Origin of the sequence: Acinetobacter brisouii CIP 110357 (assembly GCF_000488275.1) — a bacterium.
Taxonomy (GTDB): Bacteria; Pseudomonadota; Gammaproteobacteria; order Pseudomonadales; family Moraxellaceae; genus Acinetobacter; species Acinetobacter brisouii.
Genome location: NZ_KI530762.1, coordinates 1,451,991 through 1,472,473, shown reverse-complemented (window position 1 = coordinate 1,472,473; position 20,483 = coordinate 1,451,991). Strand labels below are relative to the sequence as shown.

Sequence of the window (20,483 nt, the reverse complement as noted above, 5' to 3'; positions counted from 1 at the left end):
ATGCAAAAACGTCAGTTGCATGTTTGAGCTTAGGGCTACATGTATAAGGTCTGTATTTTAACTGATATTTGAATATACTGACTCAAAACTGTCACCAAACTCAGGTTAAAAATTTCCTAATGATAAAAAAACCTCAGACAAGCTGAGGTTTTTTCTTTTTTATGATCGCAGAAAAGGGGTAACCATTTTTCGAATATTGGTCTGCGCATCTAAAACAGTCATAAACGTATATGCACCAATGAACTTACGACTAATAAACATAAACTCTTTAGGTGGAACACTAAAATAACGTGAAGCCATTGATTTGCTTGCGCGTTGCATGACACGGCTATGTAGTTGGCTGGCTTTCCAGTTATAGCGGTTGTGTTCGTCCATCACTCCTGCTGGAAGGTCTGGGTTATTTTGCAAACTGCTAAATGGTTCGGTAGCCAGCAAAAATACTTTTGCCATATCTGGTTTGATACTGGCAGGAATGTTGTTAAAGAAATCATAACCCGTCATGGCCTGTACCATTTGTTCGAGGTTGTGCTGATAACCTGCACTAATCAGGTTATGTGCCACATCGAGTAGGTTCTGGTCAAACTGGCGAATGGCACCAAAATCTAAAAGTACAATTTTGTCGGGAATATCTTGTCCATTGCCTAATCGAACAAGGTAATTACCAAAATTAGGGTCGGTTTGCATTTCACCCCATTCAAACAACTCACGAATAGCAATTTCAAGAGAGGCTTCACCAAGCTGATTGCGGCGTTCTTGTGGTAATGCGAGCATGACAGGGCTATTGACGGGAATGCCTTCTTCAAAGCTCATGCACAGAATTTGCTGGGTACAATAACGATCAATGATTTGAGGCACAATATAGCGGTGGTCATGTTCTAGATATTGAGCAAAACGCTGTGTCGTTGCCGCTTCAACATCGTAACTCACTTCTCGATGCATCATTTCACGCACTTCTTCAAACCATTGATCAAATTCACGGGTTTGAGGCACCATATTGGTGAGCCGAATCATGCTTCTAAATAGATTCATATCTGAATCAATAGCATTGGCAACACCTGGATATTGTATTTTGAGTGCAATATCTAAACCATCCGATTTTCTTTTGGCACGATGAACCTGCGCCAAGGATGCTGTACCAATCGGTTCTGGATTGATTTCTAGCTCATAATATTTTTCACCCAGCTCATTTTTTAAGTGAGGTTGAATAGCGCTCCATTCCAGTGCCATTGTTTGATTATTTAAAGTGCTTAAGGCTTGGGTGATTTCGTCAGGGAGAAAGTGTTCACCGTAGAGTGCCATCATTTGCCCAATTTTAACAATTGAGCCTTTGAGTTTGCCAATTTCAGAAACTAAATAGTCTGCTTGCTCTTTGAGTGCTTTTTTGCGCTTACGCTCTTTTTCTTCGTCACTTGAAAAGATAGTGGTAGCATTCGATGTTGCCCAGCGTGTACCTGCCAATAAAGATGCTTTTACAATGGATAAACGTCGATCTATAGAAGATGTTTTTAAATTCTTTAACTTATCTTTCTGATCTGACATCGAACACAATCCTTAAGAGAACGGAAATTTGAGCATAAGCCTTTTATTGTAACGAAAAAAAAGCTTTTCGTGCGTATTAAAACCGTTGAATGTCGAGATTCTTGTGGGATTTTGCAGTGTTTTGTACTGTTGTTAAAAGTATGTTCATAATATAACTACAATACAATCAATAGCGGCAGGGGAGACAAATGTGAGCTATAAGCATAATAATCTGATGGCAATGCGTAAACATTACTGGAATGATTCGTCGGTGCGGGTACAACAAGAAAAACAGGCATTGAAGCATTTATTGGAGCGTCAACAGATCTTTCCTGATATGCAAGAAGAAGATCTAAAATATTTTTTCTTTAGTTTGCCAAGTCAGGTTATTGTAAAAGGTTATGCACTTGGTTTTACGCATGAGCGGGTGCAAGATATGATTCTTCAGCATATTACCGAAAATAAAACACGCCTTGAAAAACGTGAATTATTTAAAGTCAAATACAGAATATAATAATTTAACTCACGACTATTCGGTGGGTTTTGTAATCAAAATCAAGTTAATGCGAAAGATTTTTGAAAATATGCTGTAATTGAGCAAGCAATTTTTCAATTTGCAATGGTGTTAGTCCTGTGAATGCCTCTTCGAGCACAATACCTGTTAAATCATTAATTTTTTCAAGCATATCTTGTCCCTTTTGAGTAAGTACGACACGAGTAATGCGAGCATCTTCAGGGCATGAATGGGTATCAACATAACCTTCATCTTTAAGACGATAAACGAGTTTTGTTGTCGTTGACATTTTTGATATGAGAACTTCTGATAATTCAGAAACACTGGCATTGGGTCTAGTTAATAATGCAGCTAATACACGGCGACGAGAGTTATCCATTCCATATTTTTTGAGGACGTGATCGACATTCTCGACATACTTTTGATGAATTTGGGTAATCCAGTAAAATGGAAAGTTGCTGGTCTGAATATTATCCGAAGCGGGTAAATATTTCGCGTATTTTTTGCTCATGTGTCGCCAGCCTTTTTTATATTACTTGTGATTATATTGTGAACAAAATCACGTAAAAAGTAAATATTATACAAAAATGTAAAATTTATCTTCTTTGAAATAATACTTTATAAATAAAAGTAATAGATATATTTTCTTAATCTTTTTGCTTTCTTTTTATAGTCTAAATACAAATGAGATATAAAATATGATGAAATAGTTTTAATCGAGTTAAAAACTGATTTTCAGGTATGGCTCTAATTGTTGAATTGGATATCACGTCAAAATTTTATAAATTATAAAATGGGGTTTTACAAAAATACTTTTTTAATGGTGAACTTTAGAAATTTAGCGATATAAAACAGGTCAGGAAAGTGTTTTCCTGACCTTGATATGATTTATTTAGACGTTAAAACGGAAATGCATGACATCGCCATCTTGTACGATGTAAGTTTTTCCTTCAAGACGCCATTTTCCAGCTTCTTTTGCTCCAGCTTCGCCGTTGTACTGTACAAAGTCGTTATAAGCGACAACTTCTGCACGAATAAAACCTTTCTCAAAGTCGGTGTGAATCACACCTGCCGCTTGTGGCGCAGTTGCACCCACTTTAACTGTCCAAGCGCGAACTTCTTGCACACCTGCAGTAAAGTAGGTTTGTAAGCCAAGTAAGCTATAGCCTGCACGAATAACGATATTTAAACCTGGTTCCTGCATGCCCATAGCTTCGAGAAATTCAGCACGTTCATCATCTTCAAGCAAAGAAATTTCAGCTTCGATCTGGTTGCATAATGGTACAACAATCGCATTTTCTTCTTCTGCCAGTTTACGCACAGCATCAAGATGTGGGTTGTTCTCAAAACCATCTTCTGCGACATTGGCAATATACATGGTTGGTTTGAGAGTGAGTAAACCATAACCACGTAATAGTTTACGATCATCATCAGACAAATCCGCAGCGCGGGCAGGTTTACCTTCATCAAGTAAAGGCAGGATTTTTTCTAGAATAGCTTTGGTTGCAATTGCTTCTTTGTCACCGCTTTTAGCAACTTTGGCTAAACGGGTTAAAGACTTGCTTACAGTGTCCATGTCCGCAAGTGCAAGTTCAGTGTTAATCGTGGCAATATCGTCTAGCGGATCGATTTTACCGTTGACGTGAATGACGTTTTCATCTTCAAAACAACGCACTACGTGGGCAATCGCATCGGTTTCGCGAATATTTGCCAAGAACTGGTTACCTAAACCTTCACCTTTAGATGCGCCAGCGACAAGCCCTGCAATATCTACGAATTCCATTGTTGTTGGTAGGATACGTTGAGGATTGACGATCGTTGCCAATTTGTCTAAACGTGCATCTGGAACAGGCACAATCCCTGTGTTGGGTTCAATGGTACAAAATGGAAAGTTTTCCGCAGCAATCGCAGCTTTGGTTAATGCATTAAAAAGCGTTGATTTTCCGACGTTTGGTAAACCAACAATACCACAATTAAAACCCATGCAAGACTCACAAAAGTTGTTATGTAAAATTGCTAGTGATTTTACAACAAAGCAGCGTTAAAGTCAGGTGATGATCGAGTGATGATGGGTTATCTATCATATAAAAAGTGCATGAATGTTTTTATTTTGGAACATTTGCATGTTTAACTCGGTACAAAAGGGCATTGAGTTTGCTCAGTTTCCTAACTAAAGTAATAAGGTATGCCCGAATTTATAATTAAAACTGTGATGAACAGGAGAGTTCTATGCGCACTTTATACCAATTTCCATTGTCACATTTTTGTGAAAAAGCGCGTTGGTTACTCGATCATAAAGAGCTGGATTTTGTTGCTCATAATCTGGTTCCAGGCTTTCATCGGGCATTTGCACGCCTGAAAACCGGGCAAAATAATTTGCCTATTTTAAAGGATGACACTCACTGGATTGCGGACTCGACCGAGATTGCCCGTTATCTGGATGAAACCTACCCAGAGCATAATCTGCTGCCAAACCGTTTTGGGCTGCGCGAAGAAGTTTTACATCTTAATCATGAAGCCAATTTACTCGGTGTACACGTGCGTCACTGGGTGTGGTCACAAATGATTGTCCGCAATAATACTTCATTAGATACTTTGTTGGGTGAAAGTGGTTATTTACGTAAATTAAAAAAATACTCCAAACCTTTGGTGAAAACCTTAATTAGTCATGGTTTTCAACTAGATGCGGAAAGACTGGCAGAATCTAAACAATATATTTTGACCTTCGCTGAAAAATTTACAACACAGCCTCGCTATTTGCTCGCTGAGCGCCTAACACTGGCTGATATCTCGGTATGTTCAATGCTGGCTCCCTTGTTAAATATTGCAGGAACACCATGGGAGCTTGACAGTTTTGATAGGATTTCTGACGAGGCTTATGCCTTTTCATTACAATTACAAAACTTGCCGATTGGGCAATATGTGATGCAGATCTATGCAACCGAGCGTAATGCGCGTGTCGACTGGCACGGTATTTAGTCGTTATTTATTTTTAGGTTCTTGCTTGTAGGTCAAATGAGTAGGGAGCTGAGTTTTGGCTTTGTCACGCAGTTTCTTTTTGATGTATAACACCAGTGCAAAACTGGTCGTTGCGATGGTTAAGAACAGGCTATTCATATAACTCATAATAGAGCTTACATAGCCAATTGTGGTGAGTCTATTCATCATTTTAATGACTTGAGGGCTACTTTCCAGACCTGTAATTGCCCAACTGCATAAGTGTTCGCAATTATTGATAATGAGGTGATAGCTGTTTTCGTGCATGCGTGAGCGCATACGCCGAACCACTGCTCGTCCTTTGTATTTTGGCTGTTGATAATGGCGAACCAGAATCTTTTTACCATGCGAGAACTGGGCAAGGCTGGTCATTTCAATGGGTTTTTTCTTAAACAGATGTGCAAAACCAGAATAATGAATGACACGCCCACGTCCTGCATAAATACCGTGATGGGTGTAACCAAAGTGTTTCACAATCAGATGTGTACCAACGTTGAAAGGGACTTTCGCCATATTCTCTTTACACTACAAAGATTTATAAAGCCAAGGGTTAGGTGAATCGGCAAGAGCATAGCATAATTCGGACTAAATCACTCAGGTTGAGTGTGGACATTTATCAGAAGCTTTGTTGCAGATTTGCATCTTTACAAGGTGAAGATTTGATCAATCAATGAATAACGGTTTGTTATGCATGAGATTAATTTTTAGAAACTTAAAATGTAAAAGAAACAGTGATTAACCTGATTGATTATAGTTTGTACTTTATTTTTTACATTGGCTATACGGCGACATAAAAAGTGTTTTATGACTAGATGGCGCTAAAATTTATGCTTAAGCATTTGCTTTAAAGATGAGCAATTGAAAAAATCTCAAAGAACCTATTTTGTCGGTAAGCTCATCTCAATTTGATGATTGAAATACAGCAATCTGTTGAGTTTTGCTGTGAGAAATATCTGACTACAAAATGCTGCTCTCTCTATGTTTAGAAAAATAAAAATAAGTTTAAGTTTTTGATTTATATTTTAAATTAATTATTTTTGTTATTTTATGGGTTTAAGGAGATGAGAAATTATCTCCTTAAATCATATACGAATCTTTGAGGCGATCTTGTTAGGTATGAGCAGATGGTTTTTGTTGGGACTTTCGAAATTCCAAGTATTTGCATAACACCAAGTTACCTAAGATGTTGATAAATAAAGCCAGTAAAAATGCGCCGATAATATCAACAGGAAAATGTACGCCAAGATACACGCGTGACCAGCCCACAAGCCAAGCCAGTGCGAGGCAAATACTGCCGACTAATTTTTCGCGGCTAAATAATAAAAATGCCAATGCCATGCTGCTCATAGCAAGCATATGGTGGCTTGGAAAAGAATTGGTTGCCGCATGGTGAATCAGTTTGTGTCCCAAATTAAGCGCAAAAGGCCGAGGATGATAATAAAATTTGTCAATCAGGGCTGCGATGATAGAGGTAATCGCTGTAAAAACTGCTGCCTTGATGGCTGGAATTTTAAAACGTTTAGGACGAAAGAAGGTGAGAGCCAATAATCCAATGACAAATATAGTGACAAGATCATGCGAGATAAAAATTGCAAATTTAACCAACAAGGGATTTGGATTTGCTGATGCATTGATAAGTCCAAATAATTGGAAATTAAGCATTTCTAGTGACATCATGACCTCAGAAAAAAGCACTGTGCTTTTTATTTAACTTGGCCGCCAATTGAATGACGGCAATATTAAGCTTTGCTTAGATTTTAATTGAATGAAAATAATAAGAATAGTGAATTAATTTTCAATCGCCTGCACGCTAGTTGCCAAAAACTTTTAGTCTATGATTGAGATTGCTTTGATTTGGTGCAAAGTCAAATCCGAATACACTCTAGGATTGTTGAATATTCACAATCGCAGAACTGTTCTCAATAGCGTTTCGAGCTAAATTCTCAGCATCATTCAGTGCGCGCTATAAAAAAATTATTGGCTTTTTCTAACCAAGACGAGAAAAATAAATAAATTATCTATAAATTTGCTATAAAAATAGTGAAATCACCTATTTATTTAAAAATATACTAGTTGAATTAACTAGGATTAGACGGGTTATTACGCGTAGATTCATTGGATGAATCAAAATAGATTTCGGGCTTAAGCCCCAGAATTTATTATTTTATACAGCCAACGATTTACATCACCTTGAAGATCAAGCAATGGAAAATATACTTTTATTTTCTATGTGTTTTTTGGTCGTGGACGCGATGCAAATGATCATCTCAGTACGTCAAACCTTCTTCTTTTAGTTATTTATTTAGAGAGCAACATCTAGAAATTGGTGAAAAGGCTAAACCGTCATTCATCAAGATTTCAAATACAGGTTGGGAATAAACGATGTCACGTCCAATTACGGCAATTATTCATCATGAAGCATTAGCACATAACTTGGCTATGGTTCGCAGTACCGTTGAAAATAGTCAGGTCTTTGCCGTAGTCAAAGCAAACGCATATGGTCATCGCATTGAGAATGTTTACAATGCATTTAAAACAGCGGATGGCTTCGCGCTACTCGATATTGCTGAAGCGAAAAAGTTACGTGCTTTAGGATGGGAAGGGCCGATCATATTGCTCGAAGGGATATTCTCACCTCAAGACCTTTTTGATTGCACTCAATATAACTTGAGTTTTGCGATTCATAATGAAACACAGGTGAAATGGGTTCAGCAACACCAATATCCTGCTCAATTTGATGTATTTTTAAAAATGAATAGTGGTATGAACCGTTTAGGCTTTAAACCGAGCGAATATGTAAGTACTTGGAATCAATTACATTTAAATCCTGCAATTAAAAGCATCACGCATATGATGCATTTTTCCGATGCAGATGGTGAGCGTTTAGGAAAACCAGGCATTCATTATCAATTAGAAACCTTTGAAGAAACCGTTAAAGATTTGCCTGGTAAACGCTCAATCAGTAATAGTGCTGCCATTCTTCGCTACAAGCTTCATTCAGATTATGTACGTAGCGGCATTGTGCTTTACGGCAGTTCACCAGATTATCCAACACATACCATCCATGACTGGAATTTGAAACCAACCATGACGCTGAAAAGTGAATTAATCGCAATTCAGGATTTGCAAGATCATGAAACGATTGGCTATGGTTCGACTTTCACTACAGAAGCGCCAATGAAAATCGGGATTGTGGCTTGTGGTTATGCAGATGGATATCAACGTGTATCACCAACAGGTACGCCAGTTCTGGTGAATGGGGTTCGAACTCGACTGATTGGTCGAGTGAGTATGGATATGCTTGCTGTCGATGTCACCCATATTAGCGATGCACAAGTGGGTAGTGAAGTTGTACTTTGGGGCAAATCTTCTTCTGGCACAATTTTACCGATTGACGAAGTCGCGAGCGCATCTGGAACAGTCGGCTATGAACTGATGTGCGCTGTCACATCACGAGTTACTTTTTTAAATCAACCGTAGAGAAATAACACATGTCAAATTCTAGCATTGAGCATTTTAAAACAACTGAAGTCATGAGTGCAGTAACTGTATTCAATAGCGTTGTTTATTTATCTGGCCAAGTACCTAAAAACACCGATTTGGATATTGAAGGTCAAACCAAAGAAATCTTGGCGACAATTGATGAGTTGTTGGCTTTGGCAAACACTGACAAAACCAAGTTGATTTCTGCTCAGGTTTTCATCAAAAATCTAGAAGATTTCCCAAAATTTAACGCAATCTGGGTGGATTGGTTAAAAGGCAATGCAACTCCTGCGCGTGCGACCATTCAAGCAGATTTAGTTAACCCGAACTGGTTAATTGAAATTGCGGTTACAGCGGCTCAAATCTGAGTTTGTTAATCGTGCAATCTAGACATGTTTTTATTTAATCAAATCGGGGCATGTCTAGATTGCAAACAAGAATATGGAGCAACATTACCCAGCCATTTGTCATCAGACTCTCCTTATTCGCGATTGTTCACTTCACAACGAGGAAAAATAACAAGTTTTATGAGCTTTCTGTAATTAAATCTATAAAGAGGTGATTCCTAAAGCGCTGTGAACGCAAAGTAATATCAGTCCTCATTAAATTTTTTCTTTCTCTTTTCATCCATGTCGTTATTCCAAGATTTACTGATCAACAATACTGGACGATTTATCTTGAGTTCAATCATCGCGAATCATATAAATATGAAGATTTTTGATAAGTAAAACTGTGCGTGATTTCATCACTAAAATCGAATTCAATTGAAAATGCTGCAAATTGCCCAATATTAATCTGCGACAGTTAAAGACAACTGAAATAACACCAAGTATGATCAAGTCATGTGGTGTTGAGTTCAGAAAAAAATTAGGACGATATATGAATATTGCAGCAAATCCAGTGGTTGAAGCCGATCAAACGGTTTATTTAAAAGATTATCAAAAACCAAGCTTTCTTGTCGATTCGATTGATTTAGACATTCGAGTCTATGACGACCACACGATTGTGGATGCAACGTTAAATATAAAGCGTCAAACAGCAGGAGATTTGGTGCTGCTAGGGCGAGATCTGGAACTCAAATCAATTCGTTTAAATGGTGATTTGCTGACTGAGGCTGAGTATCAACTTGATGCTGAGCAATTGGTGTTGTCGAATGTGCCTGATCAGGCAACGATTCAGACCCAAGTGGTTATCCACCCTGAAAGCAACACTATGCTAGAAGGCTTGTATCAGGCGGGTGATTTGTTTGTCACGCAAAATGAACCTGAAGGTTTCCGCAAAATTACCTTCTATCCTGACCGCCCAGACGTTTTATCTGTCTTTACCACACGTGTTGAAGCCGATAAAAAATATCCTGTCTTGCTGGCCAATGGTAACTTGTTGGAAACGGGTGAAGCAGGTGAAGGTCGTCATTATGCGCTGTGGCAAGATCCAACCAAAAAACCAAGCTACCTGTTTGCCTGTGTGATTGGTGATTTGGCTGTGCTGAGAGACCGTTACGTGACTTCAGAAGGGCGTGATGTTGCTTTAGAAATTTATGCAATTGAAAAAGATATTCCAAAATGCCACATCGCGATGGAAGCGCTGAAACACTCCATGCGTTGGGATGAAGAGCATTATGGTCGCGCTTATGATCTCGATAACTATATGATTGTAGCGGTGAGCCAATTCAACATGGGTGCAATGGAAAATAAAGGTTTAAATATCTTTAATACCTCTTGTGTGCTTGCCGATGAAGAATACACCACCGATGCCGCAATTATGCGTGTACAGTCGGTCATTGCACATGAATATTTCCATAACTGGACAGGCAACCGTATTACCTGCCGTGACTGGTTCCAGTTGTGCTTAAAAGAAGGTTTAACGGTGTTCCGTGACCAGTCTTTTTCGGAAGATTTGCAGTCGGCTGCGGTGCAGCGTATTGATGATGTTGCAGTGCTCAAATCGCATCAGTTCCCTGAAGATGCTGGCCCACTGTCACATCCACCACGTCCTGATCATTTTGTTGAAATCAACAACTTTTATACTGCAACAGTCTATGAAAAAGGTGCGGAAATTAACCGCATGATGTCGACCTTGCTTGGTCAGGAAAAATACCGTCAGGGTACAGACGAATACTTCCGCCGTCACGATGGTCAAGCCGTCACAGTCGAAGATTGGGTGGCTGCGCTTTCAGCAGGCTCAGGTGTGGATTTATCGGCATTTTTAAACTGGTACAATCAACCTGGAACGCCAAAACTGGAAGCCAAAGGTGAATATGATGCAGCGACTCAGACTTATCGTTTGAGCCTGAAACAAAGCCTAAAAGCACATCCAAAATACCCAAATCTAAAAGCTGTGCCGATTCCTGTGGCATTGGCGCTGTTTAATGCCAATACAGGTGAACAATATACCTTGCGTTCAGCCGACCTGTTTGTAAATAACGTCAAAGATGGCGTGTATTTGTTTGATCAGGATCGGGCAACGATTGAATTTACGGGCGTGACGGAACAGCCTGTGGTGTCATTGCTGCGTAATTTCTCTGCACCTGTGAATCTGGATTTTGACTATTCGAATGATGAACTGGCATTTTTAATCCAGCATGAAACCAATGGTTTCAATCAGTGGCAAGCAACCCAAACCTTGCTAGAACGAATTTTACTCGAAGATCATTCTGCTCAAGCTTATATTCAAGCTTTGAAAAATACTTTACCTGAACTAGTGCAGCGTGATCCGTTGTTGGCATCACGTTTACTGGATGTGCCTGCTGAAGGTTATTTGGGTAGCCGTATTGATCAGAACTACCAACCAGAAGTCGTTCAAAGCAAACGGAATGCTTTATTAGATACTTTTGCCCGTGAAATGGGCACTTTCTGGAAAGAGACGTATCAGGCGCTTGATCCAGACCTGCAAAATGAATTTTCACAGGCAATGGGTGAACGTGCCTTGAAAAATATTGCACTGAGCTATATGGCGCGTCAGGGTGATGCAGATGCCTTTACTTGGGCAGAAGAACAGTATCAAACCACTCTCAACATGTCTGAGCGTTTGGGTGCGTTGAAAGTGTTGCTGTGGAATGATGCACCACAAGCCAAAGCGTGTATTGATGATTTTTATAATCGCTTTAATGATGAAGCATTGGCACTGGATCAATGGTTTATGTTGCAAGCTGCACATCCAAAAGCTAATGCCCAAACCATTCAGTATTTAACCTCACACCCTGATTATGATTTGGGAACACCAAACCGTATTCGTGCGGTGAGTGGCGGTTTAAATAGCCATCCAGTCAATACATGGAGTTTCGGGGTGCAGCACTTTATTGAGCTTGCTCGGTATCTGGATGAGAAAAACCCGATTGTAGGTTCACGTATGCTGCAAGTGTTATCGCGTTGGTACACATTGGCAGAACCGCAGCGTTCAACAGTACAACAGCAGTTGCTGGATTTGAAAGCGCAGGTGAAATCTAAAAATGTGGCTGAAACTTTAAATAGTATGCTTAGTATTTAATTTTATTAGATATATTGACGTGTAAAAATGAGTGCTATTTCCCCAATTGAGTTGGGGAAATAGCACTTTTTATTGAGGATTATTTCTCTAAGGTGACATATAGCATTGCATAATATGCTGCGCTCTCAGTGGGCCAGGTAAGTGCCCCGTATGTGTACTGCCAAGCAAAGGCAAAGTTTGCCAAGCAATTTCATTGACTTCTCTTGGGCTTAAATTCAATTGTCTTAACTGTTTAATTGCAATGCAGTCTGCAGTCATTTCCTGATTTTCATTTGTAGAAACAGGTTGATAGGTTGCATGAACACATTCGTGTGCCAACCAAAATATTTGCATGTTCGGTGAAAACTGATTCATGACAACTGGGTTTAAAACAATATGCGGTGGGCTATTTCCTGCTACGCCAACATTGTTGAGATTTGGATCGAGATAAATCGGAACTTGATAACCATTATAAAATGAGCAGTTCCAAGGGCGATTTAAAATATTCACAGAATAGACAGGATTCGCATGAATTTGTGCCGTTGTCGATAAAAGACAGCCGATCAGTATGCTAAGGAGAACAGAATATTTCATGTTGCGGCTCATGCGCTGATATTTAATTTATTTTATGTGAATTTATTAAAACTAAAAATATGATTTTATGTATTTTTATCAAATATCTTTGAGTTTAACTCAAATAAAATCTAAAAAAACATCCTTGTACCTAAACAGTTTTCCTGCATCGCTTTTTTAAGGTTTTGTGTAAATGTCATGTCTTATACGAAGTTTGTTGCAAGCACAGTATTGGCACGTCCTTGAGTTGCATAGTTGTTTTGACCTGCTCAGAATGAGGTGGTTTTAGCATGTTCTGCGCGCATTTGGTTTCCGATGTAATTTGACGAAATAAAAAACAAAAATTTCAACAAAAATGATTGACAGAAAATTTTAAAAATAATACATATAACATTATAGGTATTATTTTTAATAACTGTACATAGGGAATGAACAACACAATGAGCACGTTAAAGTTAAAACATTTTATTAATGGGGAATACGTTGAACCACTTGGGGGAGCGTACTTTGATCTGATTAGCCCAGTAACAGGTGATGTTTATGCTCAGTCACCAAATGCGACCGAAGCTGAGGTCAATGCTGCTTATCAGGCGGCTAAGTCTGCATTTGCCGTGTGGGGGAAAACTACACCATCTGTTCGTCAAAAAGCATTGTTGGCGTTGGCAGATGTGATTGAACAAAATGCAGAGCGTCTTGTGGAAGCACAAAGCCGCAACACGGGGCAGCTCAAACATTTGATTGCTTCTGAAGAAGTCGCCACCGCCGCTGACCAAATTCGTTTCTTTGCTGGTGCAGCACGTTGTCTAGAAGGTAAATCGACAGGGGAATATTTACAAGGAACCACGTCAAGCATTCGCCGTGAACCCTTGGGTGTGGTTGGGCAGGTTGCGCCGTGGAATTATCCATTTTTAATGGCGGTCTGGAAAATTGCTCCTGCTTTAGCCGCAGGCAATACAGTAGTACTCAAACCGAGTGATACCACGCCAGAAAGCACCTTGTTACTGGCAGAACTGGCTGCACCCTTATTTCCAAAAGGCGCGTTTAACGTCGTACTGGGCAATGCTGAAGCCGGTGCGTTGGTAGTATCGCATCGTATCCCTGCCTTAGTTTCTATCACAGGTTCAGTACGTGCAGGGTTGCAGGTGGCGGCATCGGCAGCCGCCAATCTTGCCAAAGCACATTTGGAACTCGGCGGTAAAGCGCCTGTCTTGATTTTTGATGATGCGGACTTGGACAAAGCCGCTGAACATATAGCCTTGGCAGGGTACTTCAATGCAGGCCAAGACTGTACTGCAGCGACTCGTGTTCTGGTTGCTGATGAGGTGCATGACCAGTTTGTAGAAAAACTCGTCCAAGCTGCTAAAAACACTCATTTTGGTCTGCCAGATGATCAGGATGCTTTATATGGCGCGCTTAACAATGAAGGGCAATTAAAACGGATACAAGGTTTTATTGAACGCTTACCCGCACACGCCAAAATTGAAACAGGCGGGAAAAAAGTTGGGCAGGCGGGGTTCTATTTTGAACCAACGGTCATCACAGGTTTGGCACAGCATGATGAAGTGGTACAAACCGAAGTTTTTGGGCCAGTTATTACCGTGCAGAAATTTAGCGATGAAGCTGATGCTTTAGACAAAGCCAATGATGTGGAATATGGTTTGGCATCGAGTGTGTGGACGAAAGATCACTCACGCGCTATGCGTCTGTCACGCGATTTGGATTTTGGTACGGTGTGGATTAATACCCATATCCCACTCACTGCAGAAATGCCACATGGCGGTTTTAAAAAATCAGGTTATGGCAAAGATTTATCGGGCTACGGTTTTGAGGAATATACCCGTATCAAACATGTCATGAGTGCTTACGAAGATTAATTTTAAACAAAAATAAATTTCCGATCAGGGAGAACAACATGCAACAGACAGTACGTACTTTTAGTTTTATGACCTTAATGGCGTTGGTTGGTGCAGCACATGCTGCACAGGAAGATCCACAAAAAGTCATTAAAGCGTATATGGCAGCGTGGAATGCACATGATGCTGAAAAAGCATCGAAATATTTGGCTCAAGATGCCGTTTACTATGATGTTACAGTTGGCACTCCGCAAAAAGGGCGGGTTGCTGCACGAGATAATGTGATTAAAGTTTTTGTTGGGGCCGTACCGAATCTGAAATGGGAAATGATCAGTAAGCCACTGGTCAGTAAAGATGGTATTGCTTTTCAGTGGCGTTTTAGTGGAACCAATACAGGCGCATGGAGTGCAGAAACGCCTGCAACGGGGAAACCATTGTCCTTTGAAGGGGTGAGTTTTGTGCGTATTCACAACGGCAAAATTACCTATCAGGGCGACTACTACGATGCTTTAGGTTTTAACAAACAATTGGGTTGGTAAGGCGATCATCTGGATATTGGGTTAGGAGATACCCAATATCCATTCTGGCAATTCCGAGCACACCTGTTCATGAGCTATTTGTGGCAAAAGACAGGGGGCAAGATCAGGAAATAACATGACAAAACATTCGATTAAAGAAGATGTGGGGCTGGTAGTCGATGAAGTCAAACACATCGCACATGCAGTAGATCAAGAAGCTACCCAGTTTGAACGCTCGATTGGTCTGATTTCAAATTTTTCGTTGGGCTTTACTTATTTATCACCATTGACGGCCGTGTATTCGCTGTTTGCACTGGCGATTACTTTGGCGGGGCCACCATCGATTTGGTGGATTTTAATTGTTGCAATTGGACAGTTGTTGGTGGCGGTAGTATTTGGGGAAACCGCATCGCAGTATCCCATTACAGGCGGATTGTATCCGTGGGCACGCCGTTTGTGGGGGCGTAAATACGCGTGGATGGCAGCTTGGATTTATCTCTGGGCTTTGGTGGTCACAGTCACTTCGATTGTGGAATACAGTAGTGGTTTTGTGTTGTCACTGTTGCATTTCGCTCCGACTGCCATGAATAGCCTCATCACTTCAGTGATTTTGCTGTTGGTGATTATGGTGGTGAACATGTCAGGCACAAAAAACTTGGCACGTGTTGCACGAATCGGGTTTTGGTGTGAAATCTTGAGTGTGATTGGCTTAGGTTTATACTTGCTGATTTTCCACCGTGCGCAGCCATTCTCTGTGGTATTTGATTCGATGGGCGTGTTGGCGAGTAATGGTTCTTACTTTAGCGCTTTCATGTCAGCATCTTTGTTGGGCTTGTTCATGTTCTTCGGTTTTGAAGCCTGTGGTAACGTGGCCGAAGAAGTGCAAAACCCAAGCCGTCAAATTCCTGTGGCGATGATTTTAAGTATTGTTTTTGGTGCGGTGTCTGCGATTTTATCGGTACTCGGTTATTTGATGGCATCACCGAATTTGCTGAAAATCGTATCAGGTAAAGTGACTGACCCAATTCCTGCGATTTTAAATGAAGCATTGGGGACAACGGGCGCGAACATTTTTATCGTGGTTGCGATTGTGGCGATGTTGTCATGTATTTTGTCATTACAAGCTGCTTTAAGCCGTTTGGTGTTCTCATTTGCACGTGATGAAATGTTGCCAAATAGCCACTGGATGGCAAAATTGTCAAAACAAGGTGTACCTGACCACGCCATGATTGTGAGCTGTATCTTACCGATTTTGTTGTGTTTCTTAGTGTACTTCCAGCCAGATAGCTTGGCACGTATTACTGCATTTGCCGTGATCGGGATTTATTGTGCATTCCAGATGGTAGTACTAGCAGCATTGCGTCAGCGTTTTAAAGGCTGGAAACCAGCAGGTGAATGGACCGTTGGTGCTTGGGGGATGATCATCAACATCTTAGCACTGGCATACGGTATTTTCGCGATCTATTTGTTGGCGCAACCTGCAACAGGAAACTCGTTTGTTGATCGCTGGATTGTCTTGATCGGTCTTGGTTTTGTGATTGGTAGTGGTCTAATCTACATGTTTGTAGCAAAACCATATAACAAATCGCAAGCACCAGAAGACGATGCAGTAGCATATGCTGCTCAGCTTCGGGCCAAATCTAACGTATAAAAAAGGGTTGCAGGTGACATGCCTGCAATTTTCATCATCTTTGAAATGTTAAACTTAAATGAAGCTGTAACTTTTGTTGCAGCAATTTCAAAACCAAGCGCACAAGCACATTTTGCTTAATCGGGTCTTTTATGTGGAAAGTGTTGTTGCACGATTTTAATCCATGCCTGAACCGCAGGTGAAATGGCATAATTTTTTCTCCATGCCATAAACAAGTGCCAACGAATATAAGGCTGCTGTAATGGAACTGCTGCAAACAAGTGTGGATCAAGCATATTGGTATAATATTGAGGCAGCAGTGCAATTCCCATGCGCTGCAAAACCATGTCAGCCAACAAATTCCACTGGCTGGTTTTGCAGACAATGTTTGGTTCAAAGCCATAGTGTTGACAGGCATTCATAATGATACTGTTGAGCGAGAAGTTCTCAGGAAACATCAAAAATGACTGCTGTTGCAATTCTTCTAGGCGAATGGATGTGCGGGTTGCCCATAATGAATCACGGCGCAATAACACCATTAAAGGATAATCACACAACTCTATGGCATTAAAAATATTGGTATCGAAAGGTTGTAATAATACCCCGACATCCAGTTCATTGTTCAACAAGGCTTGCTCAATGCCACGCGAGCCGACTTCTAAAAAAGACAATTCAATCTTTGACCATTGTTGGTGGTAGTCAAACAGAGCAGGAGTGAGCAATTGCGCACCGAGTGGTGGAACCCCAAGCCTCAGCGTTCCCGTTTTTAAGGCTTGATAGTTTTCAATTTCCTGAAAGATATTTTGTTGCGTTTGCAATAGATCTAAAGCGTGCTGGTAAATTCGCTCACCAATTTCAGTCAGTTCAATTTGTCGTTTTCGCCCAGATTCAGCTTTCACTAAGAGCTGTACGCCGAGTTGCTCCTCAAGTTGCTGGAGCATTTTACTGATGGTTGGCTGGGTGAGATGCAGTTTATCGGCAGTATGTGTGAAGCTCTTGGTTTTCACCAAAGTCACAAAACAGCGCAAAAGTTTAAATGACAGCATAATTCAGTTTTTATTATTCAAAAATAGAATAATTTTAAATTAAATAATTCATATTTGGTATACCAGTTTTTGCTTAACATCATTGTATTGAATTAAACGTGTTGTTTGAAATTTGCTATGAACACAAAGCCGAATATGGGTTTTCAACTGTTGAAATTGCTGCCACAGCTTGGTTTGCTGGCCATTTTCTGGTGGTGTGGAAACCTGATCCACCAAAAATTTAGCTTGCCGATTTCTTCTGGTATTTTGGGTATGTTTTTATTGCTCATCTGCCTGTTTGCAGGTTGGGTTAAGCTGGAGCAGGTGGCACTTGGGGCAAATGCAGTACTGGCTGAGCTAGTTTTGTTTTTTGTACCCATTGTGGTTGCCGTAGTGCAATACAAGCAGTTATTTCTGACCGAGGGCTGGCAAATTGTGGTGAGTATCGGAATCGGAACGATGCTGGTGATGCTGAGCACCAGTTTAACGATTCACTATACATATCGCCTGAAAAAATACTGGCACGTCCGTAAGCGTTTACAACATCGCATGCATTAACTGGAGTCATTATAATGAATCTTTGGGCAGGTTTATGCTTAATCTGGACGCTAGTGGCATATGTAGTCACAAAACGAGTTTATCAGCGATATCCGAAACTCTGGTTTTCACCCGCAATTTTAGTACCTGTATTGACGATTATCCTCATGATGATTTTTGGCGTGTCATATCAGACCTATCAGCAAGATACCCAGTGGATTGTCAATTTGTTGGGGCCTGCAACAGTGGTCTTTGCTGTGCCTATCTATCGTTATCGGCACATGATTCGTCAACATTTGGGTGTCTTGTCGTTGGCTATTGTGGTCGGAATGGGTGTTGGTATTGTCAGTGCCTATCAGTTGGCACAGATTTTTAAATTTAGTCCAGAAGTAACCAATAGTTTAATGGCACGTTCGATCTCAACGCCATTTGCAATGATATTTGCAGAGAATATTCATGGATCAGCGGCATTGGCTTCTTTATTTACCCTGATTACGGGGCTGTTTGGCATGGTATGTGGTGACTTTATTTTGGCAATGACCAAAGTGCGTTCCAATATTGCCAATGGTGCAGCCTTTGGTAATGCAGCACACGGTTTTGGTACAGTGCGTGCCCAGCAGCGTGATAGTGAAGAAGGTGTAATTGCCAGTCTAACCATGGTGATTGCGGGAATTTTAATGGTTTTAGTTGGGCCAGTCGCTATACATTTATGGTTTAAGTTTCTTTAAATCATGTGAAAAAAAAGAGGCTGTTATAAAAGCCTCTTTTTTGTCAATTAAGCAATAGATTTATGCTCTAATAAATGAGCAACATGTTGCATTTGTTCAAGTCGCATATCTGTCAGTTTAATTAAATCTCCATTGACCCAATGCGGAATATGACCAGAGCGAATCCAGTCTTGAATCTCTTGTGTATCAATATTTAAAAAATCGGCAACCTGACTTTGCCAAGATTCACCAAATAAAGCTTGTCCAATAAGAACAAAATTTTCTGTTTTCATACCGTCTATTCATTTCACAAAAGACTCGTATAGGATATCGGCTTGAAAGTGCTAAACAAGGATTTTTAGCAAAACACAACAAATGCTCAAAATTTCTATACGATTTCATGTCAACATGATGATGCTTGCTTCAATTATTTATTTTCTCTATATCCATAAATAAGCCTTGAAGAGATTAAGAATGTCGAATAATGAAGAAATTTGTCGAATTTTATGGTGAGGAGCACAAGATGCTTTCTATGCGAATTTTACCTCTCTAGATGTAAATGATTTGATCACAATAATATGTTTTTATTCATAATTTTAAGTTGGGTTTATTTCAAAAATTAAGGAGATTATTTATAATCTCCTTAACTGATGACTAACTTGAAGTCAGGCTTTTTTTATCAGTCTTTTTTCAAGTTTTCTAGCAATAAAAATTCCATAAGTGCTTTTTGTGCATGCAAGCGATTTTCTGCTTCATCCCATACCACGGCATTTTTGTGGTCAAGCATGTTTTCAGAAATTTCTTCACCACGGTGAGCAGGTAAACAGTGCATAAACAAGCAGTCAGGGTGAGCAAGGCTCATCAAGTGCTCATTTACTTGATAATCTGCGAATGCTTTTTCACGAATTTTCTGTTCTTCTTCCTGACCCATAGATGCCCAAACGTCAGTGACGATAAGGTCTGCATTTACGGCTGCGTCTTCTGCTGAGCCAACCAATTCTGCACAATGTGCAAACTCAGACAAGAACTCAGGTTTTGGCTCGTAGCCTTTTGGAGAGGCGATTTTTAACTTAAAGCCCCACATGTGCGCAGCTTCAATATATGAATTACACATATTGTTGCCATCGCCAATCCATGCCACAGTTTTACCTTCAATGCTACCACGATGCTCAACATAAGTTTGAACGTCAGCAAGCAGTTGGCAAGGGTGATGATCATCGGTCAATGCGTTAATCACAGGGACTTTTGAGTAAGAAGCAAAACGTTCTACGATGTGATGTCCAAAGGTACGAATCATTACAATATCAAGCATGCTTGAAATGACGCGTGCCGAATCTTCAATCGGTTCACCGCGACCTAACTGTGTGTCACGTGGTGATAAAAAGATAGCACTACCACCAAACTGGCTCATACCTGCTTCAAAAGAAACTCGAGTACGTGTGCTAGATTTTTCAAAGATCATGCCAAGAACTTTACCAACAAACGGTTGGTAAACAGTATTTTCGTGTTGCAGACGCTTAAGCTCTTGTGCGCGTGCAATAATGCGATTAAGTTCTGCTGTGGAAAGATCACGTAAAGTTAGGAAATGCCGTAGAGCCATGGTTACTCCACATAATTGTTGAATCGCGATGGCATCAACAATTAGTAGTTGTTCGTTAAAGAA

General features: G+C 40.2%; 19 protein-coding genes. 10 read left to right on the top strand and 9 right to left on the bottom strand.

Features of this window, described 5'->3' with window-relative positions:
- Positions 1–159: 159 nt before the first annotated feature.
- Positions 160–1,539, bottom strand: a complete 1,380-nt coding sequence (locus P255_RS06920) for an ABC1 kinase family protein (protein ID WP_004904860.1) — start codon at positions 1,537–1,539, stop codon at positions 160–162.
- Between the two features lie 190 nt (positions 1,540–1,729).
- Here P255_RS06920 and P255_RS06915 point away from each other — a divergent pair, with 190 nt between their 5' ends.
- Complete coding sequence (locus P255_RS06915; protein WP_004904863.1) at positions 1,730–2,032, top strand: hypothetical protein; 303 nt, start codon at positions 1,730–1,732, stop codon at positions 2,030–2,032.
- Positions 2,033–2,078: 46 nt separating this feature from the next.
- Here the strand turns inward: P255_RS06915 and P255_RS06910 are convergent, their stop codons facing one another.
- Together P255_RS06910 and ychF are read right to left on the bottom strand one after the other, a co-directional pair.
- On the bottom strand, positions 2,079–2,543 hold the full coding sequence (locus P255_RS06910; RefSeq protein WP_004904865.1) for a MarR family winged helix-turn-helix transcriptional regulator: 465 nt from the start codon (positions 2,541–2,543) through the stop codon (positions 2,079–2,081).
- Positions 2,544–2,924: 381 nt separating this feature from the next.
- Entirely contained in the window at positions 2,925–4,016 is a 1,092-nt protein-coding gene (ychF, locus tag P255_RS06905) for a redox-regulated ATPase YchF (RefSeq protein WP_004904866.1), read from the bottom strand.
- A 245-nt stretch (positions 4,017–4,261) separates the two neighbouring features.
- Between ychF and P255_RS06900 the strand changes: the two genes are divergently transcribed.
- Positions 4,262–5,011 carry a glutathione S-transferase family protein gene (locus P255_RS06900; protein WP_004904868.1) on the top strand — a complete coding sequence of 250 codons (750 nt, stop codon included), beginning with the start codon at positions 4,262–4,264 and terminating at the stop codon, positions 5,009–5,011.
- 3 nt (positions 5,012–5,014) lie between these two features.
- Here the strand turns inward: P255_RS06900 and P255_RS06895 are convergent, their stop codons facing one another.
- Both P255_RS06895 and P255_RS06890 read right to left on the bottom strand, forming a co-directional pair.
- Positions 5,015–5,542, bottom strand: coding sequence for a lecithin retinol acyltransferase family protein (locus tag P255_RS06895; RefSeq protein WP_004904869.1), 528 nt, complete (start codon positions 5,540–5,542; stop codon positions 5,015–5,017).
- 597 nt (positions 5,543–6,139) lie between these two features.
- Entirely contained in the window at positions 6,140–6,691 is a 552-nt protein-coding gene (locus P255_RS06890; protein WP_228127537.1) for an undecaprenyl-diphosphatase, read from the bottom strand.
- Positions 6,692–7,411: 720 nt separating this feature from the next.
- On the opposite strand from P255_RS06890, the gene alr reads away from it, so the two are divergent.
- The 3 genes from alr to pepN all read left to right on the top strand — a co-directional run bounded on the left by alr (position 7,412) and on the right by pepN (position 11,998).
- Entirely contained in the window at positions 7,412–8,509 is a 1,098-nt protein-coding gene (gene alr / locus P255_RS06885; RefSeq protein WP_004904873.1) for an alanine racemase, read from the top strand.
- Between the two features lie 11 nt (positions 8,510–8,520).
- A complete protein-coding gene (locus P255_RS06880) occupies positions 8,521–8,880 on the top strand; it encodes a RidA family protein (protein WP_004904874.1) in 360 nt (119 codons plus the stop codon).
- Between the two features lie 511 nt (positions 8,881–9,391).
- Complete coding sequence (gene pepN, locus P255_RS06875; RefSeq protein ID WP_004904877.1) at positions 9,392–11,998, top strand: aminopeptidase N; 2,607 nt, start codon at positions 9,392–9,394, stop codon at positions 11,996–11,998.
- Between the two features lie 87 nt (positions 11,999–12,085).
- Here the strand turns inward: pepN and P255_RS06870 are convergent, their stop codons facing one another.
- Complete coding sequence (locus P255_RS06870; RefSeq protein WP_004904879.1) at positions 12,086–12,571, bottom strand: hypothetical protein; 486 nt, start codon at positions 12,569–12,571, stop codon at positions 12,086–12,088.
- Positions 12,572–12,990: 419 nt separating this feature from the next.
- Between P255_RS06870 and P255_RS06865 the strand changes: the two genes are divergently transcribed.
- The 3 genes from P255_RS06865 (at position 12,991) to P255_RS06855 (ending at position 16,572) form a co-directional block, all read left to right on the top strand.
- Positions 12,991–14,424, top strand: coding sequence for a gamma-aminobutyraldehyde dehydrogenase (locus P255_RS06865; protein ID WP_004904882.1), 1,434 nt, complete (start codon positions 12,991–12,993; stop codon positions 14,422–14,424).
- 38 nt (positions 14,425–14,462) lie between these two features.
- The gene (locus tag P255_RS06860; protein ID WP_004904884.1) at positions 14,463–14,942 is read left to right on the top strand and encodes an ester cyclase; all 480 of its coding nucleotides are present in this window, start codon (positions 14,463–14,465) and stop codon (positions 14,940–14,942) included.
- Positions 14,943–15,057: 115 nt separating this feature from the next.
- Positions 15,058–16,572, top strand: coding sequence for an APC family permease (locus P255_RS06855; RefSeq protein WP_004904885.1), 1,515 nt, complete (start codon positions 15,058–15,060; stop codon positions 16,570–16,572).
- A gap of 116 nt (positions 16,573–16,688) precedes the next feature.
- Here the strand turns inward: P255_RS06855 and P255_RS06850 are convergent, their stop codons facing one another.
- Positions 16,689–17,597, bottom strand: a complete 909-nt coding sequence (locus P255_RS06850; protein WP_004904888.1) for a LysR family transcriptional regulator — start codon at positions 17,595–17,597, stop codon at positions 16,689–16,691.
- Between the two features lie 117 nt (positions 17,598–17,714).
- Here P255_RS06850 and P255_RS06845 point away from each other — a divergent pair, with 117 nt between their 5' ends.
- A complete protein-coding gene (locus P255_RS06845) occupies positions 17,715–18,134 on the top strand; it encodes a CidA/LrgA family protein (protein ID WP_035365082.1) in 420 nt (139 codons plus the stop codon).
- Positions 18,135–18,148: 14 nt separating this feature from the next.
- Positions 18,149–18,841 (top strand): LrgB family protein, encoded by a 693-nt coding sequence (locus P255_RS06840; RefSeq protein ID WP_004904893.1) that lies wholly within the window; start codon positions 18,149–18,151, stop codon positions 18,839–18,841.
- 47 nt (positions 18,842–18,888) lie between these two features.
- Here P255_RS06840 and P255_RS06835 read toward each other — a convergent pair whose 3' ends face one another.
- Both P255_RS06835 and argF read right to left on the bottom strand, forming a co-directional pair.
- Positions 18,889–19,113, bottom strand: a complete 225-nt coding sequence (locus P255_RS06835) for a helix-turn-helix domain-containing protein (protein ID WP_004904894.1) — start codon at positions 19,111–19,113, stop codon at positions 18,889–18,891.
- Between the two features lie 386 nt (positions 19,114–19,499).
- Positions 19,500–20,420, bottom strand: a complete 921-nt coding sequence (argF, locus tag P255_RS06830; RefSeq protein WP_004904897.1) for an ornithine carbamoyltransferase — start codon at positions 20,418–20,420, stop codon at positions 19,500–19,502.
- Positions 20,421–20,483 lie beyond the last annotated feature (63 nt).